12 protein-coding genes and 1 pseudogene are annotated in these 14,467 nt (G+C 68.0%); 4 read left to right on the forward strand and 9 right to left on the reverse strand.

The genetic code is table 11. The features are described from left to right. Positions 1 to 690 (forward strand): annotated as a pseudogene (locus tag QHF83_RS51200) (hypothetical protein); the annotation flags it as partial. Between the two features lie 24 nt (positions 691 to 714). On the opposite strand, the gene QHF83_RS51205 reads toward QHF83_RS51200, so the two are convergent. The 8 genes from QHF83_RS51205 to QHF83_RS51240 all read right to left on the reverse strand — a co-directional run bounded on the left by QHF83_RS51205 (position 715) and on the right by QHF83_RS51240 (position 9,930). Further along, a complete protein-coding gene (locus QHF83_RS51205) occupies positions 715 to 1,407 on the reverse strand; it encodes a class I SAM-dependent methyltransferase (RefSeq protein ID WP_282425490.1) in 693 nt (230 codons plus the stop codon). A gap of 2 nt (positions 1,408 to 1,409) precedes the next feature. Continuing rightward, positions 1,410 to 2,201: an ABC transporter permease gene (locus QHF83_RS51210; protein ID WP_282425491.1), complete on the reverse strand. Its 792-nt coding sequence runs from the start codon at positions 2,199 to 2,201 to the stop codon at positions 1,410 to 1,412. A 15-nt stretch (positions 2,202 to 2,216) separates the two neighbouring features. After that, positions 2,217 to 2,894 carry a retron system putative HNH endonuclease gene (locus tag QHF83_RS51215; RefSeq protein WP_282425492.1) on the reverse strand — a complete coding sequence of 226 codons (678 nt, stop codon included), beginning with the start codon at positions 2,892 to 2,894 and terminating at the stop codon, positions 2,217 to 2,219. Beyond that, on the reverse strand, positions 2,891 to 4,549 hold the full coding sequence (locus QHF83_RS51220) for an AAA family ATPase (protein ID WP_282425493.1): 1,659 nt from the start codon (positions 4,547 to 4,549) through the stop codon (positions 2,891 to 2,893). The genes QHF83_RS51215 and QHF83_RS51220 overlap by 4 nt, the downstream gene beginning before the upstream one ends. A gap of 83 nt (positions 4,550 to 4,632) precedes the next feature. Then, entirely contained in the window at positions 4,633 to 5,115 is a 483-nt protein-coding gene (gene tsaE, locus QHF83_RS51225; RefSeq protein ID WP_282425494.1) for a tRNA (adenosine(37)-N6)-threonylcarbamoyltransferase complex ATPase subunit type 1 TsaE, read from the reverse strand. Between the two features lie 11 nt (positions 5,116 to 5,126). After that, positions 5,127 to 6,332, reverse strand: coding sequence for a hypothetical protein (locus QHF83_RS51230; protein WP_282425495.1), 1,206 nt, complete (start codon positions 6,330 to 6,332; stop codon positions 5,127 to 5,129). 62 nt (positions 6,333 to 6,394) lie between these two features. Further along, on the reverse strand, positions 6,395 to 7,894 hold the full coding sequence (locus QHF83_RS51235; RefSeq protein ID WP_282425496.1) for a methyl-accepting chemotaxis protein: 1,500 nt from the start codon (positions 7,892 to 7,894) through the stop codon (positions 6,395 to 6,397). A 194-nt stretch (positions 7,895 to 8,088) separates the two neighbouring features. Beyond that, positions 8,089 to 9,930: a hypothetical protein gene (locus QHF83_RS51240; protein ID WP_282425497.1), complete on the reverse strand. Its 1,842-nt coding sequence runs from the start codon at positions 9,928 to 9,930 to the stop codon at positions 8,089 to 8,091. Between the two features lie 2 nt (positions 9,931 to 9,932). Here QHF83_RS51240 and QHF83_RS51245 point away from each other — a divergent pair, with 2 nt between their 5' ends. The 3 genes from QHF83_RS51245 to sdhB are packed head-to-tail and all read left to right on the forward strand — an operon-like array spanning position 9,933 to position 13,557. Continuing rightward, a complete protein-coding gene (locus QHF83_RS51245; RefSeq protein WP_282425498.1) occupies positions 9,933 to 10,718 on the forward strand; it encodes a succinate dehydrogenase in 786 nt (261 codons plus the stop codon). A gap of 11 nt (positions 10,719 to 10,729) precedes the next feature. Continuing rightward, positions 10,730 to 12,766 carry a succinate dehydrogenase flavoprotein subunit gene (sdhA, locus tag QHF83_RS51250; RefSeq protein WP_282425499.1) on the forward strand — a complete coding sequence of 679 codons (2,037 nt, stop codon included), beginning with the start codon at positions 10,730 to 10,732 and terminating at the stop codon, positions 12,764 to 12,766. 2 nt (positions 12,767 to 12,768) lie between these two features. Further along, a complete protein-coding gene (sdhB, locus tag QHF83_RS51255) occupies positions 12,769 to 13,557 on the forward strand; it encodes a succinate dehydrogenase iron-sulfur subunit (protein WP_272419378.1) in 789 nt (262 codons plus the stop codon). A gap of 57 nt (positions 13,558 to 13,614) precedes the next feature. Here the strand turns inward: sdhB and QHF83_RS51260 are convergent. Next, positions 13,615 to 14,467, reverse strand: an 853-nt coding sequence (locus QHF83_RS51260; RefSeq protein WP_282425500.1) for a DUF4397 domain-containing protein, incomplete at its 5' end; no start/stop codon positions are given.

A 14,467-nucleotide genomic window follows, 5' to 3' on the forward strand; every position in this document is an offset into this window, starting at 1 on the left:
CGTCCTGCTCGATCTCTGCACGAATCGCCGCCGCTCGCTGATGGTTCCGCATCGGGTGCTCCCTTCGGGGCACCAGCGTCGGAGGAGCGAGCCGTCGGTGTCAGGACGGGGGTGGGCGAGGTGGTACAATACGTCTCCCAGAGCAATCCCTCGAGGACGTATACCGGCCAGGGGTTGATGCGCACGACGGCTGGCTGGTTCTCGGGAGCCTTGTCCACGGAACAGAAGGAAGACGTGCTCCGCTGCGTGATCGCCCGAGTGAATGCGTTCGGTCTGAGCGTCCCGATCCTGGTCTCGGGGCAGAACGTGGTAAACAAACTGGATGAGGACCGTTCTGGGGAGGATTGGCAGCCCGATGCCCTCTGGGACGTGAAAATCTCGTGGAACGGGACTGAACCCGTCATCTCCGAGTACGCCTGGCCGCTCGCGGAAGGAGGTTCCGCGTCGCCGCAATGTATGTCGGTATTGACCCCGAAGGAGGCGCGCGTCTGCGATCTGGACAGCTCGGTCTGTGGCTTCGACGTCCGCAGGACCGTGGCAAGCGATTGCTCCAAATCCAGCTCGCCCGAGACCGGCGGGGACATCTACCTGTGCAACCCCGATGACCCCGCGGCGGGGCGTCCTGTCGTGCAGTCGTGGGTGAACGCGAACGGCTCGGGTATCAACTATACGTCATGCTCACTGGACTGACGCCCGTCCACCGATCAGGCCGGGCTACCGCAGCACGCAACGAAAGCACGCTCTGATTGGCAGCAAATCCGCCGGCGACGCGGCGCGGTGGGTGACCCGGAAAAACTCTTCGAGCAAGCGGCCGAATTCGCCGGGCGTCCACGTATGCAGGTGGTACCGGTCGCCGCCCCATTCGATGCGATCACGCAGCGCCCAGCCGACGGGCGTGCGCCGGACGAAGCCCTTCAAGCCCAGGATGAGCGGGTCGTTCGGGATCGTGATGACCGCCACGCCCTCGGGCCGGAGGAGCCGCGCGATCGCCCCGAGGATCGCACGCGGGTCGACGCAATGCTCGAGGACCTCGGTGCAGATGATGCGATCGAAGGAGCGCGGCGGGAGGTCCATCTTGTCGACCTCGCCCTTCAAGAAACGCGCGTCGTATCCGGCCAGATTTTTCCGGGCCGTGTCGAGGAAGACCTCGGAGACGTCGATCGCCGTGATGCGGGCGCGCGGGAACATGCGCAGGACGTGGCCGCCACCGGAGCCTATCTCGGCGAGGTCTAGGCCGTCGGCCCGTCCGATGAAGCGGCGGATGATGGCCAGGCGGCCCTTCTCGATGAGCCGGATCGGCAGGATCGAGCGCTCGTAATAGGCGTCGATCGGGTGCTCGCGGGCGAGCCTGTCGTTCAGCGCCTCGACGTCGAGGCCCTCGGTCGCGTGCTCGTGCGGACGTGCCATTCCTAGATGTCTCCCAGCATGACCTGCGTGAGAATGTAATTGGCCACGAGGATCGCGACACAACTCTCGACGACCGCGCGCGTCGTCGCCATGCCCACGCCGCGCGCGCCGCCCGTCGCGAAATACCCGTGCCGGCAGGCGATCGATGCGATCAAAAAGCCGAAGACCGCGCCCTTGATGAGGCCCATGAAAAGGTCGCGCGGGCGGGCGAAGTCGTGAATGCTGCGCAGGAAAAAACCCCAGTCGCCGCCGAGCAAGGCGACGGCCACGAGGTAGCAGCCGACCATGCCGATCGTCGAATAGAGCATGCACATGAGCGGGCCCATCGTGACGCCCGCGAGCAGCCGCGGCGAGAGGAGGTACTGGACCGGGCTCACGCCCATCGTGGTGATCGCGTCGATCTGCTCGGTGACCCGCATGTTGCCGAGCTCGGCCGCCATGCCGCTGCCCGCCCGCGCCGTGATCATGAGCGCCGAGAAGACGGGCGAGACCTCGCGCATGAGCGAGACCGCCACGATGCCGCCGACGTTCGCCTCGGCGCTGAACTGCTTGAGCGCGTAGACCGACTGGAGCGCGACGACCATGCCGCTGAAGAGGCCCGTCAAGCCGACGAGGAAGGTCGACTCGACGCCGATGAAATCCATCGCCGCGAGCATCTGGCCGACCCGAAACGGAGGGCGGAAGAGCCAGGCCACGGTCTGGAGAGTGAGGCTCACCGTGGTCCCGATGTTCTCGAAGAAGCCGAGCACGGGATCGAGGATCCGCTGCAAGAGCTTCGGTTCGGAGTCGTCCACGCGAGGACCTCTCTATCACGGCCGTCCGGCGCCCGTCAGGCCGACATGCCGAGCCCCCAGGGCGGCGAGGAGCACAAAGCAGAATGCTTCGTATCGCCCCTGGCTATCCCGCTCACGAAACGCCTTCGCCAGAGCATCGTACTCTTCCGGTCGAAGGTCCTCGTCGAGGTCGACGAAGAGCCCCTCGATCGCTTTCTTCCGCAATCCGCGCAGACGCGCACCGTCAAGATCGAGCCTTCGGATGGTCTCCTCGGCTCCGAGATCCGAAGGCTGCGCCGCGCGGATCCTCCCGTCGAGCTCGAAATGAAACCGCTCCTCGCAGCTCGGATCGAGCGGCGACACCATCAGGGTACGGTCGTACCAGTTCTCCTTTTTGGACCCGCAATGTTTCGGGTCCCCTTTCAGCAGGTTCGCCTGACAGGAGGCGAGCAGGTTCGGCCATACGAACGTAAGCGACGGGTCCCCTGACTTGCCATCACGCGGTACAAGGTGCTCAATGTGGTTGTCATTCGGAACGAGCCTGCGCCCGCAGTAACAACAAATGTGTCCTTGTTCCGCGAAGAGCGCGCCACGGATGGCCTCCGCGCAAGGACCTGTCAAATCTTTCCATTTCGGCGTTCGTCCCTCCGCGGCCCATTCTTGCTTGAAGTCGGCGAGCTCAGGAGGCTCGGGGCCCTTCTGGATGTGCTTCATCGCCCGATGGCTTCCTTGCGCCGTATGATCGTCGCCGCCTTGGTCAGCTCCGGTTCCCCCCCGATCTGGGCCTCGAGCGAGGCGATCCGCTCACGAGCCTCCTCGAACTTCCCTTCGCCGATCAGCGTATATATCACCTCCAGCTGGACCTTAACATCGTGTGGCCGCTCGTCGACGCCCATGATCTCCAGAAGCACCCGGTTCGCATCGAGTCCGAACGACACGCTGGGTACTTCGACACGGATGCCGCTCGCGTCGGACTTCAGAAGTCGCAATGACTCGCGCTGGACGTGACCCACGACCGCGGGCGAGTGGGTGGTCACGATGAACTGGCAGTTTGGAAAGGTCCTTTCGAGCGCCGGGACGATCTCCCGCTGCCAGCTCGGGTGAAGGTGGAGTTCGACCTCGTCGATGATGACGACGCCGCCGCCTTCGAGCGGGTTGTCCATGTAGGGGTTGGCTATCGCGAGGCGCCTCGCGAGGTCGCCCGTCATGGCGAGCAGACATTTTTCACCATCGGAGAGTTGGTCGACGTAGAGCGTCCAATCCGCCTTTTGCACGACCATCCCGAGCGGGGCGCGCTGCACACGCAGGTTGGTGAAACCAGGCATCAGCGACTCGATGGCGCGCCGCACGGCTTCGAGCTGGTTGTCACGATGAGCGGAATTCTGAATACGACGCTCGTTTTCCAGATCCTCGCGTCCGCGGAACCATTCGAAGAAGAGCCGAAAGTTCCTCCGATCGCCGATGAGAGCGCCGTCGTAAGCTTCCAGTGGGTCGAATGCATGCTGGGTTCGTATCCGGAGCGGAATGTCCAGCACGGCGCGGTTCACGGGGTAATAAACCACGAGGGGCAGACAGACGTCGCCTTGCTCGACCTCGCGTCGGATGTTCTCGACCTCCTCGTCCAGCTTGTAGAGCCCCTCGCGCTCGTGCGCGGGAATGGGTTCGCCGTCACGCGCGTGCGAGAGCGACCAACTCACGGGGGCGTCGCCGACGTGCGCGGTGATGGCAATCTTGGTCCCGTCCCGGCCGTTCATGATGTCCCGATCCGTGAAGGCACGGACACGACCCGAGGTGCGCCGGATTCCTGCCTCGAGGTGCGAGAGCAGCAACGCTGCTGCGTCGAGTAACGTCGTCTTGCCGGCCCCATTGTTGCCAACGAGCACCGTGGTTTGTTCGGATGAAAAGGTGAACCTCAATTGATCGACGCCGCGATAATCGGTGAGTTCGAGCAACAAAATGCGGAGCGCGGTGCGCAGATGCCTCCGCCGTAGACGCGTCATCGCGGCCTTGAGCAATTCATCGAGGATCGCCACTTGCTCGTCCGCAACCCGATCCGCTCGCAAAAAACGCGCACTGGCAACGCTTGAGTTGACCCAATCGCCTGCCGATGTGGAAAGCGCATCGTGCATCCCTTCGGCGAGCACCGAGCGCAGCCATTCCTCATCGAAGTGGTCCCCTGCCATCAAATCGAGCTGTGCCAGCGGTCGATGAGCGCCCCCGCCCGGTTGATCTGAGTCGACGAGCTTCGAAGGAAGGCGTGCCAGCTCCTGGAAGTCGGTCGACGGTTCGACAAGGCCATGCAGGAAGAGGGCGGCCTTGATGGATCGGCGGCCACGGGGATCTTCAAGCATCTCAACCAGGAGGCGCATGGCCTGGCCAGATTAGCGTGGATCCACTCCACGGCGAAGGAAAACGCGTCCAAACACCTCCACGAACGGCACCCGAGCGCCCGTCAGGCCGACATGCCGAGCCCCCCCGAGACGGCCGCGAGGAGCGCCGCCGATCGAGCCCCATCCGCCTCGATCCGCGCCCGCCGCGTCCCATCCGCCGCGACCTCGAACGTGACCCAAAGCGCATCCCCGCCGAGCGCCGACGCATACGGCGCGCCCCACTCGGCGACGAGGACCGCGCCCTCGCCGCGCCGATCCCGCAAGCCGAGGTGCGCGAGTTCGTCCTCGTCGGTGATGCGGTAGAGGTCGGCGTGGGCGATCGGGAGCGTGCCCGCGTGCTCGTGGACGAGGGTGAAGGTGGGGCTCGTGATGGGCTCGGCCGAGGGGACGCCGAGGGCGCGGCAGAGGGCGCGCGTGAAGAAGGTTTTTCCCGCGCCGAGGTCGCCCGCGAGGATCACGAGGTCGCCCGGGAGGAGCGCGGCGGCGACGGCCCGCGCGAGGCGGATCGTGGCGCGGCGCGTGGGGAGCGGGACGATCGTGGCCAAGGCGCCTCGCTTCAGAACCGATACGTCGTGCCGATCGTGGCGCCCATGAGCACGATCGTGCCGTCCTCCGTGGGGACGAACCGAAGGTTGCCGAGCTGGGCGTCGATGCGAAGCGCGGGCGAGATGCCGAGGACGAGGTCGAGGGCGGCGCCGAAGGAAAAGTGCGTGGTGCTGCGGCCCTCGTAGCTGACGCCGTTCGGCGCGGTGACGGTGCTGCCGAGGCGGACGAAGGGACCGAGGACGAGCTCGGGGCCGACGTGAAAGGAAAAACCTTCCTTGCGGCCGTCGGGCGCGGTCTTGACGGTGGGGGAAAAGAGCCATCGGCCGCCGAGGTCGATCCACAAGGCGGAGGGTCCGGCGAGGTTGCCCGAAAGGCCGGCGAAGAGCTCGAGCCCGGATTCGCCGATCGCGTAGCCGCCGCGCAGCGCCCCGACGAAGGCCGCCGCGCTGCCCTTGGCGCGGTCTCCGGAGGAGGCCGCGGAGGAAAACCCGATGAGCGCGCTGAGGAAGACGGGTTTGCCCGCGGTGTAGGGAGGCCAAACGGTTTGTCGAGAGGCGCCGAGGTACGACATGAGCACCTCGTTCTTCGGCGCCGGCTGCGGCGGCGGGGGCGGCGGCGGGGGCATGAATTGCCCCATGTTCCATGGGGTTTGCGGGGGGGTGCCGAACGGCGGAAGCGGAGGCGGCGGAGGCGGCGAGGGCGGCGGCGGGATGGGGGGCGGCGGAGGCGGCGGCGGGAGGGCTTGCTCCCAGGGGAGGGCAGAGGCGCCGACGCCCTCGGGGCGCATGAGGACGGCGAGCATCTCCTGGATCTGGGCGTCCTGCTTCTGGGGGTCGACGTCGCGGGCGACGGACTCGACGCGGCCGAGGGAGGCGAGGTAGGCGGCGATCTCGACGCGGGTGGTGGTGGCGGCAGGTTCGACGCGCGCGGAGAGGACCCAGTTCGCCCGGAGGATAGTGGCGATGCTGGCGTACTCCTCGGGCGTATCGGCGGTGCCGTCGGCGATGCGGACGAGCGCGGCCTGGGTCTCGACCTCGGAGGCGATGGAATGGCGCAGCGAAGCCGCCCCCCGCATGACCTCCTGATCGAGCCCGAGGCGCGCCGCCGGAGTCGCGCTGCCCTGCGAAGGAAGGACGACGACACGATCGGCGAGGGCAGGAGCCGCCGAAAGGAGGAGCAAGGGGACGAGGGATAAGGCGGGGGCGCGGAGACGCATGCCAGGGATGGATGTACCGCGGGTCGGGCGGGGGTGCGAGGGGGATGCGACGGGAAATCCCCTCACGCCGCCGCCACGATCCCCCCACCCCCCGCCCCTCCCCGCTCGATGAGCTGTCGCAGCCCCTCTGAAATGGCCACCACCTCCGACGCCGTTTGCAGGGTCTGCGCCGAGCTCATCTCCGTCTCGCGCGCCGTCTGCGCCACCTCCGCCACCGCGCTGCTCACCTGCTCCATCGCCGTCGTTTGTTGCTTCGTCGACAGCTCGATCTCCCGCGCTGCCTCGGCCGTGCTGTTCACGTAATCGATGATGCGGCGGAAGCTCTCCGCCACCTCGCCGAAGCGCCGCGTCGACGAATCGACCGCCTTCGCGCCGTCCTCCGTCGCCATCACCGTCGTGTTCGCGGCGCCGCGCATATCGTCGATCAGCCGCCGAATGTCCTTCGTCGAGGCCCCCACGCGATCGGCGAGCTTCCGGATCTCGCTCGCCACCACGCCGAATCGACGGCCCGCGTCGCCGGCGCCCACCGCCTCGATCGTCGCATTGATGGCCAGAATGTTCGTCTGCTCGCTGAGCTCGTTGATGATATCGAGGATCGCCCCGATTTCTTGCGATTTGCGCCCGAGGTCGAGCATGCGCCCCACGATTTCCTGCACCTGACGGTGCACGGCCCCCATCGACTCCTGCGCCGACGCGAGCACACGATCGCCCCCGCGGGCCGATTGCGCGGTGTCGCCCGCCATGCGGGTCACGCGTTGCGCGCTCTCCGAGACCTGCCGCGCCGTCACGCAGAGCTCGCGCACCGTGGTCGATACCTCCGACGCCGACGACGCTTGCTCCTTCGACCCCCGCACCTGCTGGGTCGCCGCCGCTTCGAGCTCCGCCGCTGCGCTCTGCATGCGCTGCACCGACTCGCCGATTTGCCGGTCGAGCCGGCGAACGATGAGGATGGCGCTGATTCCCACGACGACGATCGCCGCGGCGGTGCCCCCGCCGAGCATTCGATCGAGCGCGGTCGAAGCGCGATTCACCTCGGTCGTTTGTGCTTCGAGCGCCGCGGTCTCGGCGGCCGTGATGTCGGCCATGATGGCTCGGACCGCCTCGGTGAGGCGTTTGCCCTTTGCGGTCCCGATGTGCGCGATGGCGGCCGCGAGGCCCTCGGCCTTGCGGATCTGGATGTTCTGCTCGGCGAATCCGACGCGTTCGTCGACCGTCCGTTCGAGCGCTTCGAGCCGCCGGGCTTGCTCCGGGTTCGAGGTGCCCACGAGCTCGCGGACATTCCCGAGGTGCCGCTTGTAGCGCCCGCGCGCCTCCTCGTAGCTCTGGTAGTACTCGTCGGTCCCGCTGATGACGTATCCCCGCTGCCCGCCCTCGATTTCCTGCAAATCGACGAGGAGCACGGAGAGCGCGTCGATCTCCTTTTGCACGTGCGCGGCCCACGTGCCCGCCTGCCGCATTTGCTGGTTCAGGCGGTAGGACGAGAGCCCGAGCACGCCCAGCACGATCAGCGGAATGGCAAATCCCAGAATGAGCTGCTGACCGACGGTCCACGATCGCTTCATTGCGCACCTTCCCGCGCCCTGCAGACCCGAGGGCCGTGCCCCTCGCCGCCGCCGCGCGAGCAAAACGCAACGTTACGAAAGGAACAATCGATAGGGAAGACGTCAATACGTTGACGTACATCCCCCGAGACGCGCGAGCGTCGTTGAATCGACGGAAGCTGGCCTTTCGTGGGCTGCAAGGCAGGGGCGAGGGCTCACCGCACCTCGCGCACCCCGATCGACCGGGCGAGCTTGCGCGCTCCGCCAAACCCCTTTGCCTCGGTCGTCCACAACTCCCGCTCCGCCGCCGCGAGCGCGGCCGCCGCCTGCTCCCGCCGACGCTTCACCTCTTTCGGATCCCGCGTCCCCTGTGTGGGCAACCCCTCGACGCCCACCCACGCGAGCACCGCCGCGTCCCGCCCGAGCCCCGCCCACAAGCTCGGCGGATCCGGGTGCACCCGCATCCACGCCGAAAGCGACTCCCGCCCCGGCGCCCGCGGATCGATCGGATACACCCCCGCCGTCGCCGCGAACGTGCCCTTCGGCAGGCTCACGCCGCCGAGGTCGAGCCCCACCGCCGCCTTCACGCTCGTCCCGGAGGTCGCGAGCAGCACGTCGGACACGCAGCTCCCATGGACCACGACGCCCCCGATGCCGCGCCACGACGGCGGCAGGCGCGTGCACTCGAACGCCTCTTCCCGCGCCATGTCCACGCTGCCCTTGTCGCCGATCCACACGACCTGCCCCTTCGAAGGCATCGCCCCCACGAGCGCCTTACGCACGCGCTCCGGCTCCTCGCCGACCACGAACACGAACGGCGAATCCGCCACGTCGGGCGCGGGCGGATGCAGGAGCACCACGGGGATCGACTCGCGCTCCGCGAACTTCGCCGCGATCGTCGCCTCCTCCCGATCGACACCCGCGATGATGATCGCCGCGCCGTCCGCGCCGAGCCCTTCGAGCGCGTCCTCGATGCCCGTGTCGCGACCGAGGTCGTCGCGCGTCACGAGCCGCGCCTGTGATCCCGGCAGCCCCAGGCCGAACATCACCCCGCTCACGACCTGCGTGCCTCGCCGCCGCGCTTCCAGGCTCCGCGTGGGCAGCACGAGCCCGAGCGTCGGCGCCTCGACGCGCGCCCCGCCCGCGCCCGCCGCGAGCTCCGCGATCTCGTCGGCGCCCGTCCCGAGCAGGGGCATCGCCGCGCCGAGCAGCCGCCGCGCGAGCTGCTGGTCCCGCGCCGAGATCGCCGCGTCCGAGAGCCGCTCGACGAGCGTCTTCTGCACCTCGAGCTCTTCGTTCAACGGCTCCGGGTGCTTCTTGCGCCGCTCTTCGAGGATCGGCGCGAGCGACGCCGGCGGGATGCTCGCGAGTAGCTCCGCGAGCTTCGAGCGCACCTCGACGCGCTCCTCGAGCGACGCCTCGTGCAGCCACACGAGCATCAACTCGATCGCCTGTCCGTGGTGCTTCGCGCCGATCGCGCTCGCGGTCGCCTCCTCGTTCAGAAACGTCCGGGCGTGCGGATCGATGAGCTTTCCGAGGAGCGGCAGGAGCTTGCCCAGCGCGGCCTCGGCCTTGCCGGAGCGGCGGAGCGCGGCGCCCTGGATCATGCGGGCGAGCTCCGCGGTCGTGCCGACGGCTTTCGTCTGCGTCTCGGCGCGGGACGAGAGCTCCGTGGCGCGGTTGAGGTCGCCGCGTTCGAGGGCGATCCAGGCGAGCATCACGTCGGCCACGGGGCCGAGCGCGTCGTTGGGGTAACGCGCCTGGAAGGCGAGCAGGCGGTCTTCGAGGACCTGGCGTTCGGCGCGGCTCGACTGGGCGAACGAGGCCTCGATGCCCCGCAGCTCGGTCTGCGCCTCGATCGACGACGACAGCGGGACCGTGGGGGCGACGGCGTCGTTACGCGATCCACCACACGCCCCCGCGCCAAGGGCGGCCAAACCCAGCCCTACGAGCGCCGAGCGCCAGCGGCCGAGCGAGTTACCTAAAGATCGCGCCACCTTGACGTCCTGGCTAGAGTCCCATACATCGCCGGTCGCCCGCAAGACGACGAGGTCCATTCGTGTCCGAAGCCGCGCTCGCCGATCAGTCTCTCTTCGCGCAGAACCGCCGCGCGTTTCTGCTGCGCAAGCTGCACTCGCTGACGGGCGTCGCGCCCGTCGGCGCGTTCATGGTGTTTCACCTTTGGACGAACGCCAAGGCGCTCCAGGGACAGGAGCCGTTCGACAAGGCGGTCTCGGAGATCACGCACACGCCGTACCTCGCGGTGCTCGAGTGGGGGCTGATCCTCCTGCCGCTGCTCTTCCACGCGGGCTACGGGGTCAAGCTCGCGCTCGACGCGAAGTACAACGTCTCGAAGTACAAGACCACGCGCAACTGGGCCTTCACGCTCCAGCGCGTCACGGGCCTCATGGCCTTCGCGTTCATCGCGTTCCACCTCTACGAGTACTGGGGCAAGAAGCTCGCGGGCAAGCTCGCGCCCGAGCAGTTTTACCCCGCGCTCTGCCAGAACATGTCGGCGACGGTGAAGGGCATCCCGGTCGTGGGTCTGCTCTACGTGCTCGGCATCGCGGCGAGCGTCTTCCACTTCGCGAACGGGCTCTGGGGCTTCTGCTTCTCGTGGGGCGTGACGGTGTCGCGCCGCTCGCAGCAGATGGCGGCGGCCGTCTTCGGGGTGCTCGGCGTCGCGATCTTCCTGCTCGGCGCGAACACGGCGATCTACTTCGCCACGGGGTCCTCCGTGCAGGACAAGATCTTCGGCAAGAAGGGGGGCTCGGACGCGCGCACGTGCGTCGACATCCTCCAGCAAACGCAGAAGCCCGCCTCCGTCGGGCCGGTCATCGAGTGAGGTTCTGAGGCATGGCTGCGAAAAGCACGATCCGGAGCGAGGGGGGCAAGGTTCGAAGGGTGGTCGTCGTCGGCGGAGGCCTCGCGGGCCTCATGACGGTGATCAAGCTCTGCGAGGCGAAGGTCCCGGTGGACCTGATCTCGCTCGTCCCCGTGAAGCGCTCGCACTCGGTGTGCGCGCAGGGCGGCATCAACGCCTCCGTCAACACGAAGGGCGAGGGCGACAGCCCGCAGATCCACCTCGAAGAGACGGCCTACGGCGGCGACTTCCTGGCGAACCAGCCGCCCGTCAAGGGCATGGCCGAGGCGGCGCCGGGCATCGTGTTCATGCTCGACCGCATGGGCGTGCCCTTCAACCGCACGCCCGAAGGCCTGCTCGACTTCCGTCGCTTCGGCGGCACGCTCTTCCACCGCACGGCGTTCGCGGGCGCGACGACGGGGCAGCAGCTGCTCTACGCCCTCGACGAGCAGGTGCGCCGCTACGAGATCGCCGACGTCGTCGACGAGCACGGCGTGTCGATCCCGGGCGAGAAGATGGTCCGCAAGTTCGAGTTCTGGGACTTCCTGCAGGCCGTGCTCGACGACAGCGGCACGTGCGTCGGGTGCATCGCGCAGGACCTCAAGACGATGCAGATCAAGTACTTCCAGGGCGACGCCGTCGTGCTCGCCACGGGAGGCTGCGGCATCATCTTCGGCCGCTCGACGATGAGCGTGATCTGCACCGGGACCGCGGCCTCGTCGGTCTACCAGCAGGGCGCGGTCTACGCGAACGGCGAGTTCATCCAGGTGCACCCGACGGCGATCCCGGGCGCGGACAAACTCCGGCTCATCTCGGAGAGCGCGCGCGGCGAAGGCGGCCGCGTGTGGGTGCCGAAGGACGCGAAGGATCAGCGCAATCCCAAGGAGATCCCCGAGAAGGAGCGCGACTACATCCTCGAGCGCATGTACCCGGGCTACGGCAACCTCGTGCCCCGCGACATCGCTTCACGTGCCATCTTCAAGACGTGCTTCCACGAGAAGCGCGGCGTCTTCAACCCGAAGACCGGTCGCAACGAGAACGAGGTCTACCTCGACCTCACGCACAAGGACGAGAAGTTCCTCCGCTCGAAGCTCGCGGGCATCCTCGAGATCTACGAGAAGTTCGCCGGGACCGACCCGTACCACAACCCGATGAAGGTCTTCCCCGCCGTGCACTACTCGATGGGCGGCCTGTGGGTCGACTTCGAGAAGGACGCGCGTGGATCGCTGAAGGCGGGCTCGCCGCGCAACCACGCGACGAGCATCCCGGGCCTCTACGCGGTGGGCGAGGTCGAGTACCAGTACCACGGCGCGAACCGGCTCGGCGCGAACTCGCTGCTCTCGTGCATCTACGGCGGCATGGTCACGGGCCCCTCGGTCGCGAGCTACCAGAAGAGCCTCGCGAAGAGCGCGTTCGACCTGCCGAAGTCGATCTTCGAGAAGGCCGAGAAGCGCTGCCAGGACGACTACACGCGCATCCTCAAGCAGAACCAGGAGAACAAGAGCGCCGAGAACCCCTACAAGCTCCACCAGGAGCTCGGCGACATGATGCTGCGCGACGTGACGATCGAGCGTGACAACGCGACGCTCGAGCAGGTTCTCGGCAAGCTCTCGGAGCTCGACGAGCGGGTGAAGAAGGTCGCCTGCCCGGACGGCTCGCAGCGCGCGAACCAGGGCGCGCAGTTCGTCCGGCACCTCGAGAACATGCTGGTGCTCGCCCGCGTGATCGCGCAGGGCGCGAAGAACCGCGACGAGTCGCGCGGCGCGCACTACAAGCCCGCGTTCCCGAAGCGGAACGACGCGGACTGGATGCGCACGACGCTCGCGAAGCACGAACAGAAGGGCGCCGTGAAGTACCTGCGGGAGTTCGACTACACGTGCGCCGGGCAGTCGATCCACGTGACCGACGCCGTCGACGCGAGCCTCGTCGCCCCGCGCGAGCGCAAGTACGAGCAGGCCGGCGCCGCGAGCGCCGCCGCGACCGGGAAGATCCAGCAACCGGCTGCCTCGGAGCAGCAGAAGAGCGTTTGACCATGGCGAACAGCGACACGACGAAGGGCACCGGGCGTCTCGTGCATCTGCGCGTCAAGCGCCAGGACGGTCCCGATCTCCCGGAGACGAAGCGGTGGGAGGAGTTCAAGGTCCCCTACCTGCCGCAGATGAACGTGATCAGCGCGCTGCAGCAGGTGCAGAAGGAGCCGCGCACGGTCGACGGGAAAGACGTCGCGCCGGTCGTGTGGGAGTCGTCGTGCCTCGAGGAGGTCTGCGGCGCCTGCACGATGGTGATCAACGGGCGCGTGCGTCAGGCGTGCTCGGCGCTCGTGGATCAGATCGCGCCGAACGGCGAGACGATCACGGTCGAGCCGATGACGAAGTTCCCGCTCGTGCGTGACCTGATCGTCGACCGCGAGCGCATGTTCCAGGACATGAAGAAGGTCAAGGCGTGGATCGACATCGACGGGACGCACGAGCTCGGCCCGGGTCCACGCGAGAGCCCCGAGGCGCAGCAGGAGCGTTATCCGCTGTCGCGCTGCATGACGTGCGGGTGCTGCGTCGAGGCGTGCCCGCAGTACAACGATTCGACGCAGTTCGTCGGGCCGTTCGCGCTGAACCTCGTGCGGCTGTTCAACATGCATCCGTCGGGCGCGCTGCACAAGAATGCGCGGCTCGAGACGGTCATGGGCGAAGGCGGCGTGCAGGACTGCGGCAAGGCGCAGAACTGCGTGGAGGTTTGTCCGAAGGAGATTCCGCTCGTCGATTCGATCGCGCAGGTGTCGCGCGATGCGACGAAGCGGCTGCTGTTCGGCTGGCTCCTCAAGTAGAGCGACGCCCGCACCCCCAACCCCCTCTCCCTCGCGGGAGAGGGGGCTAGGCCGGCCTCACGGTGTCAGCAGTTTGCAGGTCGCCATGCCGAGCGCGCCCTGGGCGTGGGGGGCTTCGTCCTGGCAAACCAGGAGCCGGAGCAACTGCGGCTGGCCGGCGCGGTTGCCGATCGCGAAGACCGTGACGACGCGGTCCGCCTCGATGATCACGCCCGCGATCGTGAAGAGGTTCGCCTGCTGGCCCGCGAGGCGCGTCGCGATCGTGGCCTTGTCGAGCGGCGCCCCGGTCACGTAGTTGCCCGTCTTCGCATGGCCCGTCGAGCCGTACCCGACGCCCGTGAAGAGCGGCGTGAACGTGCCCTGCGTGTCGAGCGTGCCGATGTCGAGATCGTCCGTGTCCGGCGAGGCGTGAATGAAGCGCACGCGCGTCTGCCCCGACGCCGGCTCGGTGTCGTCCAGGAAGCGCAGCGCGCCGAACTTCTGCACGCCCGCAGGCGCGTCGAGCTGACCGACGGCCGCGACCGTGGCGATCTCGCCCGCGCGCGCCTCGATCCCAGGGACGTCCTGCGTGCCCGGGAGCGCGGTGTCGCAGCTCTGCGCGCCGGGCGCGACGACGCGCAGCGTGTAGTCGCCCTCGGGCACGTCGACGTACTTGGAGACCTCGCCGAACCGGATGCCGTCGGCGTCGTTGAAGCGCTGCTTGAAGATCGGACCGAGGGCGCCCTCGTTCGCGCCGCCCGCCGGCAGGAGGCACACGTCGACCGGCGACGCGTCCGGCGAGAGGTGGGAGAACCGCAGGCTCGGCATCGTCTTCACGCCCGCGTCGCCGCCGCCAGCGCCGCCCGCGCCGCCCATGCCGCCGGCCCCGCCCGCGCCCCCGGCCCCGCCGGTCCCGCCCGTCCCACCGCCT

It is taken from the genome of Polyangium sp. 15x6, from assembly GCF_029960785.1.
In the GTDB taxonomy this organism is placed as follows: Bacteria; Myxococcota_A; Polyangia; order Polyangiales; family Polyangiaceae; genus Polyangium.

Coding starts and splice junctions, on each gene's coding strand:
- QHF83_RS51230 (WP_282425495.1), bottom strand. CDS start 6,332: ATGCGTCTCCGCGCCCCCGCCTTATCCCTCGTCCCCTTGCTCCTCCTT.
- QHF83_RS51205 (WP_282425490.1), bottom strand. CDS start 1,407: ATGGCACGTCCGCACGAGCACGCGACCGAGGGCCTCGACGTCGAGGCG.
- QHF83_RS51220 (WP_282425493.1), bottom strand. CDS start 4,549: ATGCGCCTCCTGGTTGAGATGCTTGAAGATCCCCGTGGCCGCCGATCC.
- QHF83_RS51240 (WP_282425497.1), bottom strand. CDS start 9,930: ATGGACCTCGTCGTCTTGCGGGCGACCGGCGATGTATGGGACTCTAGC.
- QHF83_RS51215 (WP_282425492.1), bottom strand. CDS start 2,894: ATGAAGCACATCCAGAAGGGCCCCGAGCCTCCTGAGCTCGCCGACTTC.
- sdhB (WP_272419378.1), top strand. CDS start 12,769: ATGGCGAACAGCGACACGACGAAGGGCACCGGGCGTCTCGTGCATCTG.
- QHF83_RS51235 (WP_282425496.1), bottom strand. CDS start 7,894: ATGAAGCGATCGTGGACCGTCGGTCAGCAGCTCATTCTGGGATTTGCC.
- sdhA (WP_282425499.1), top strand. CDS start 10,730: ATGGCTGCGAAAAGCACGATCCGGAGCGAGGGGGGCAAGGTTCGAAGG.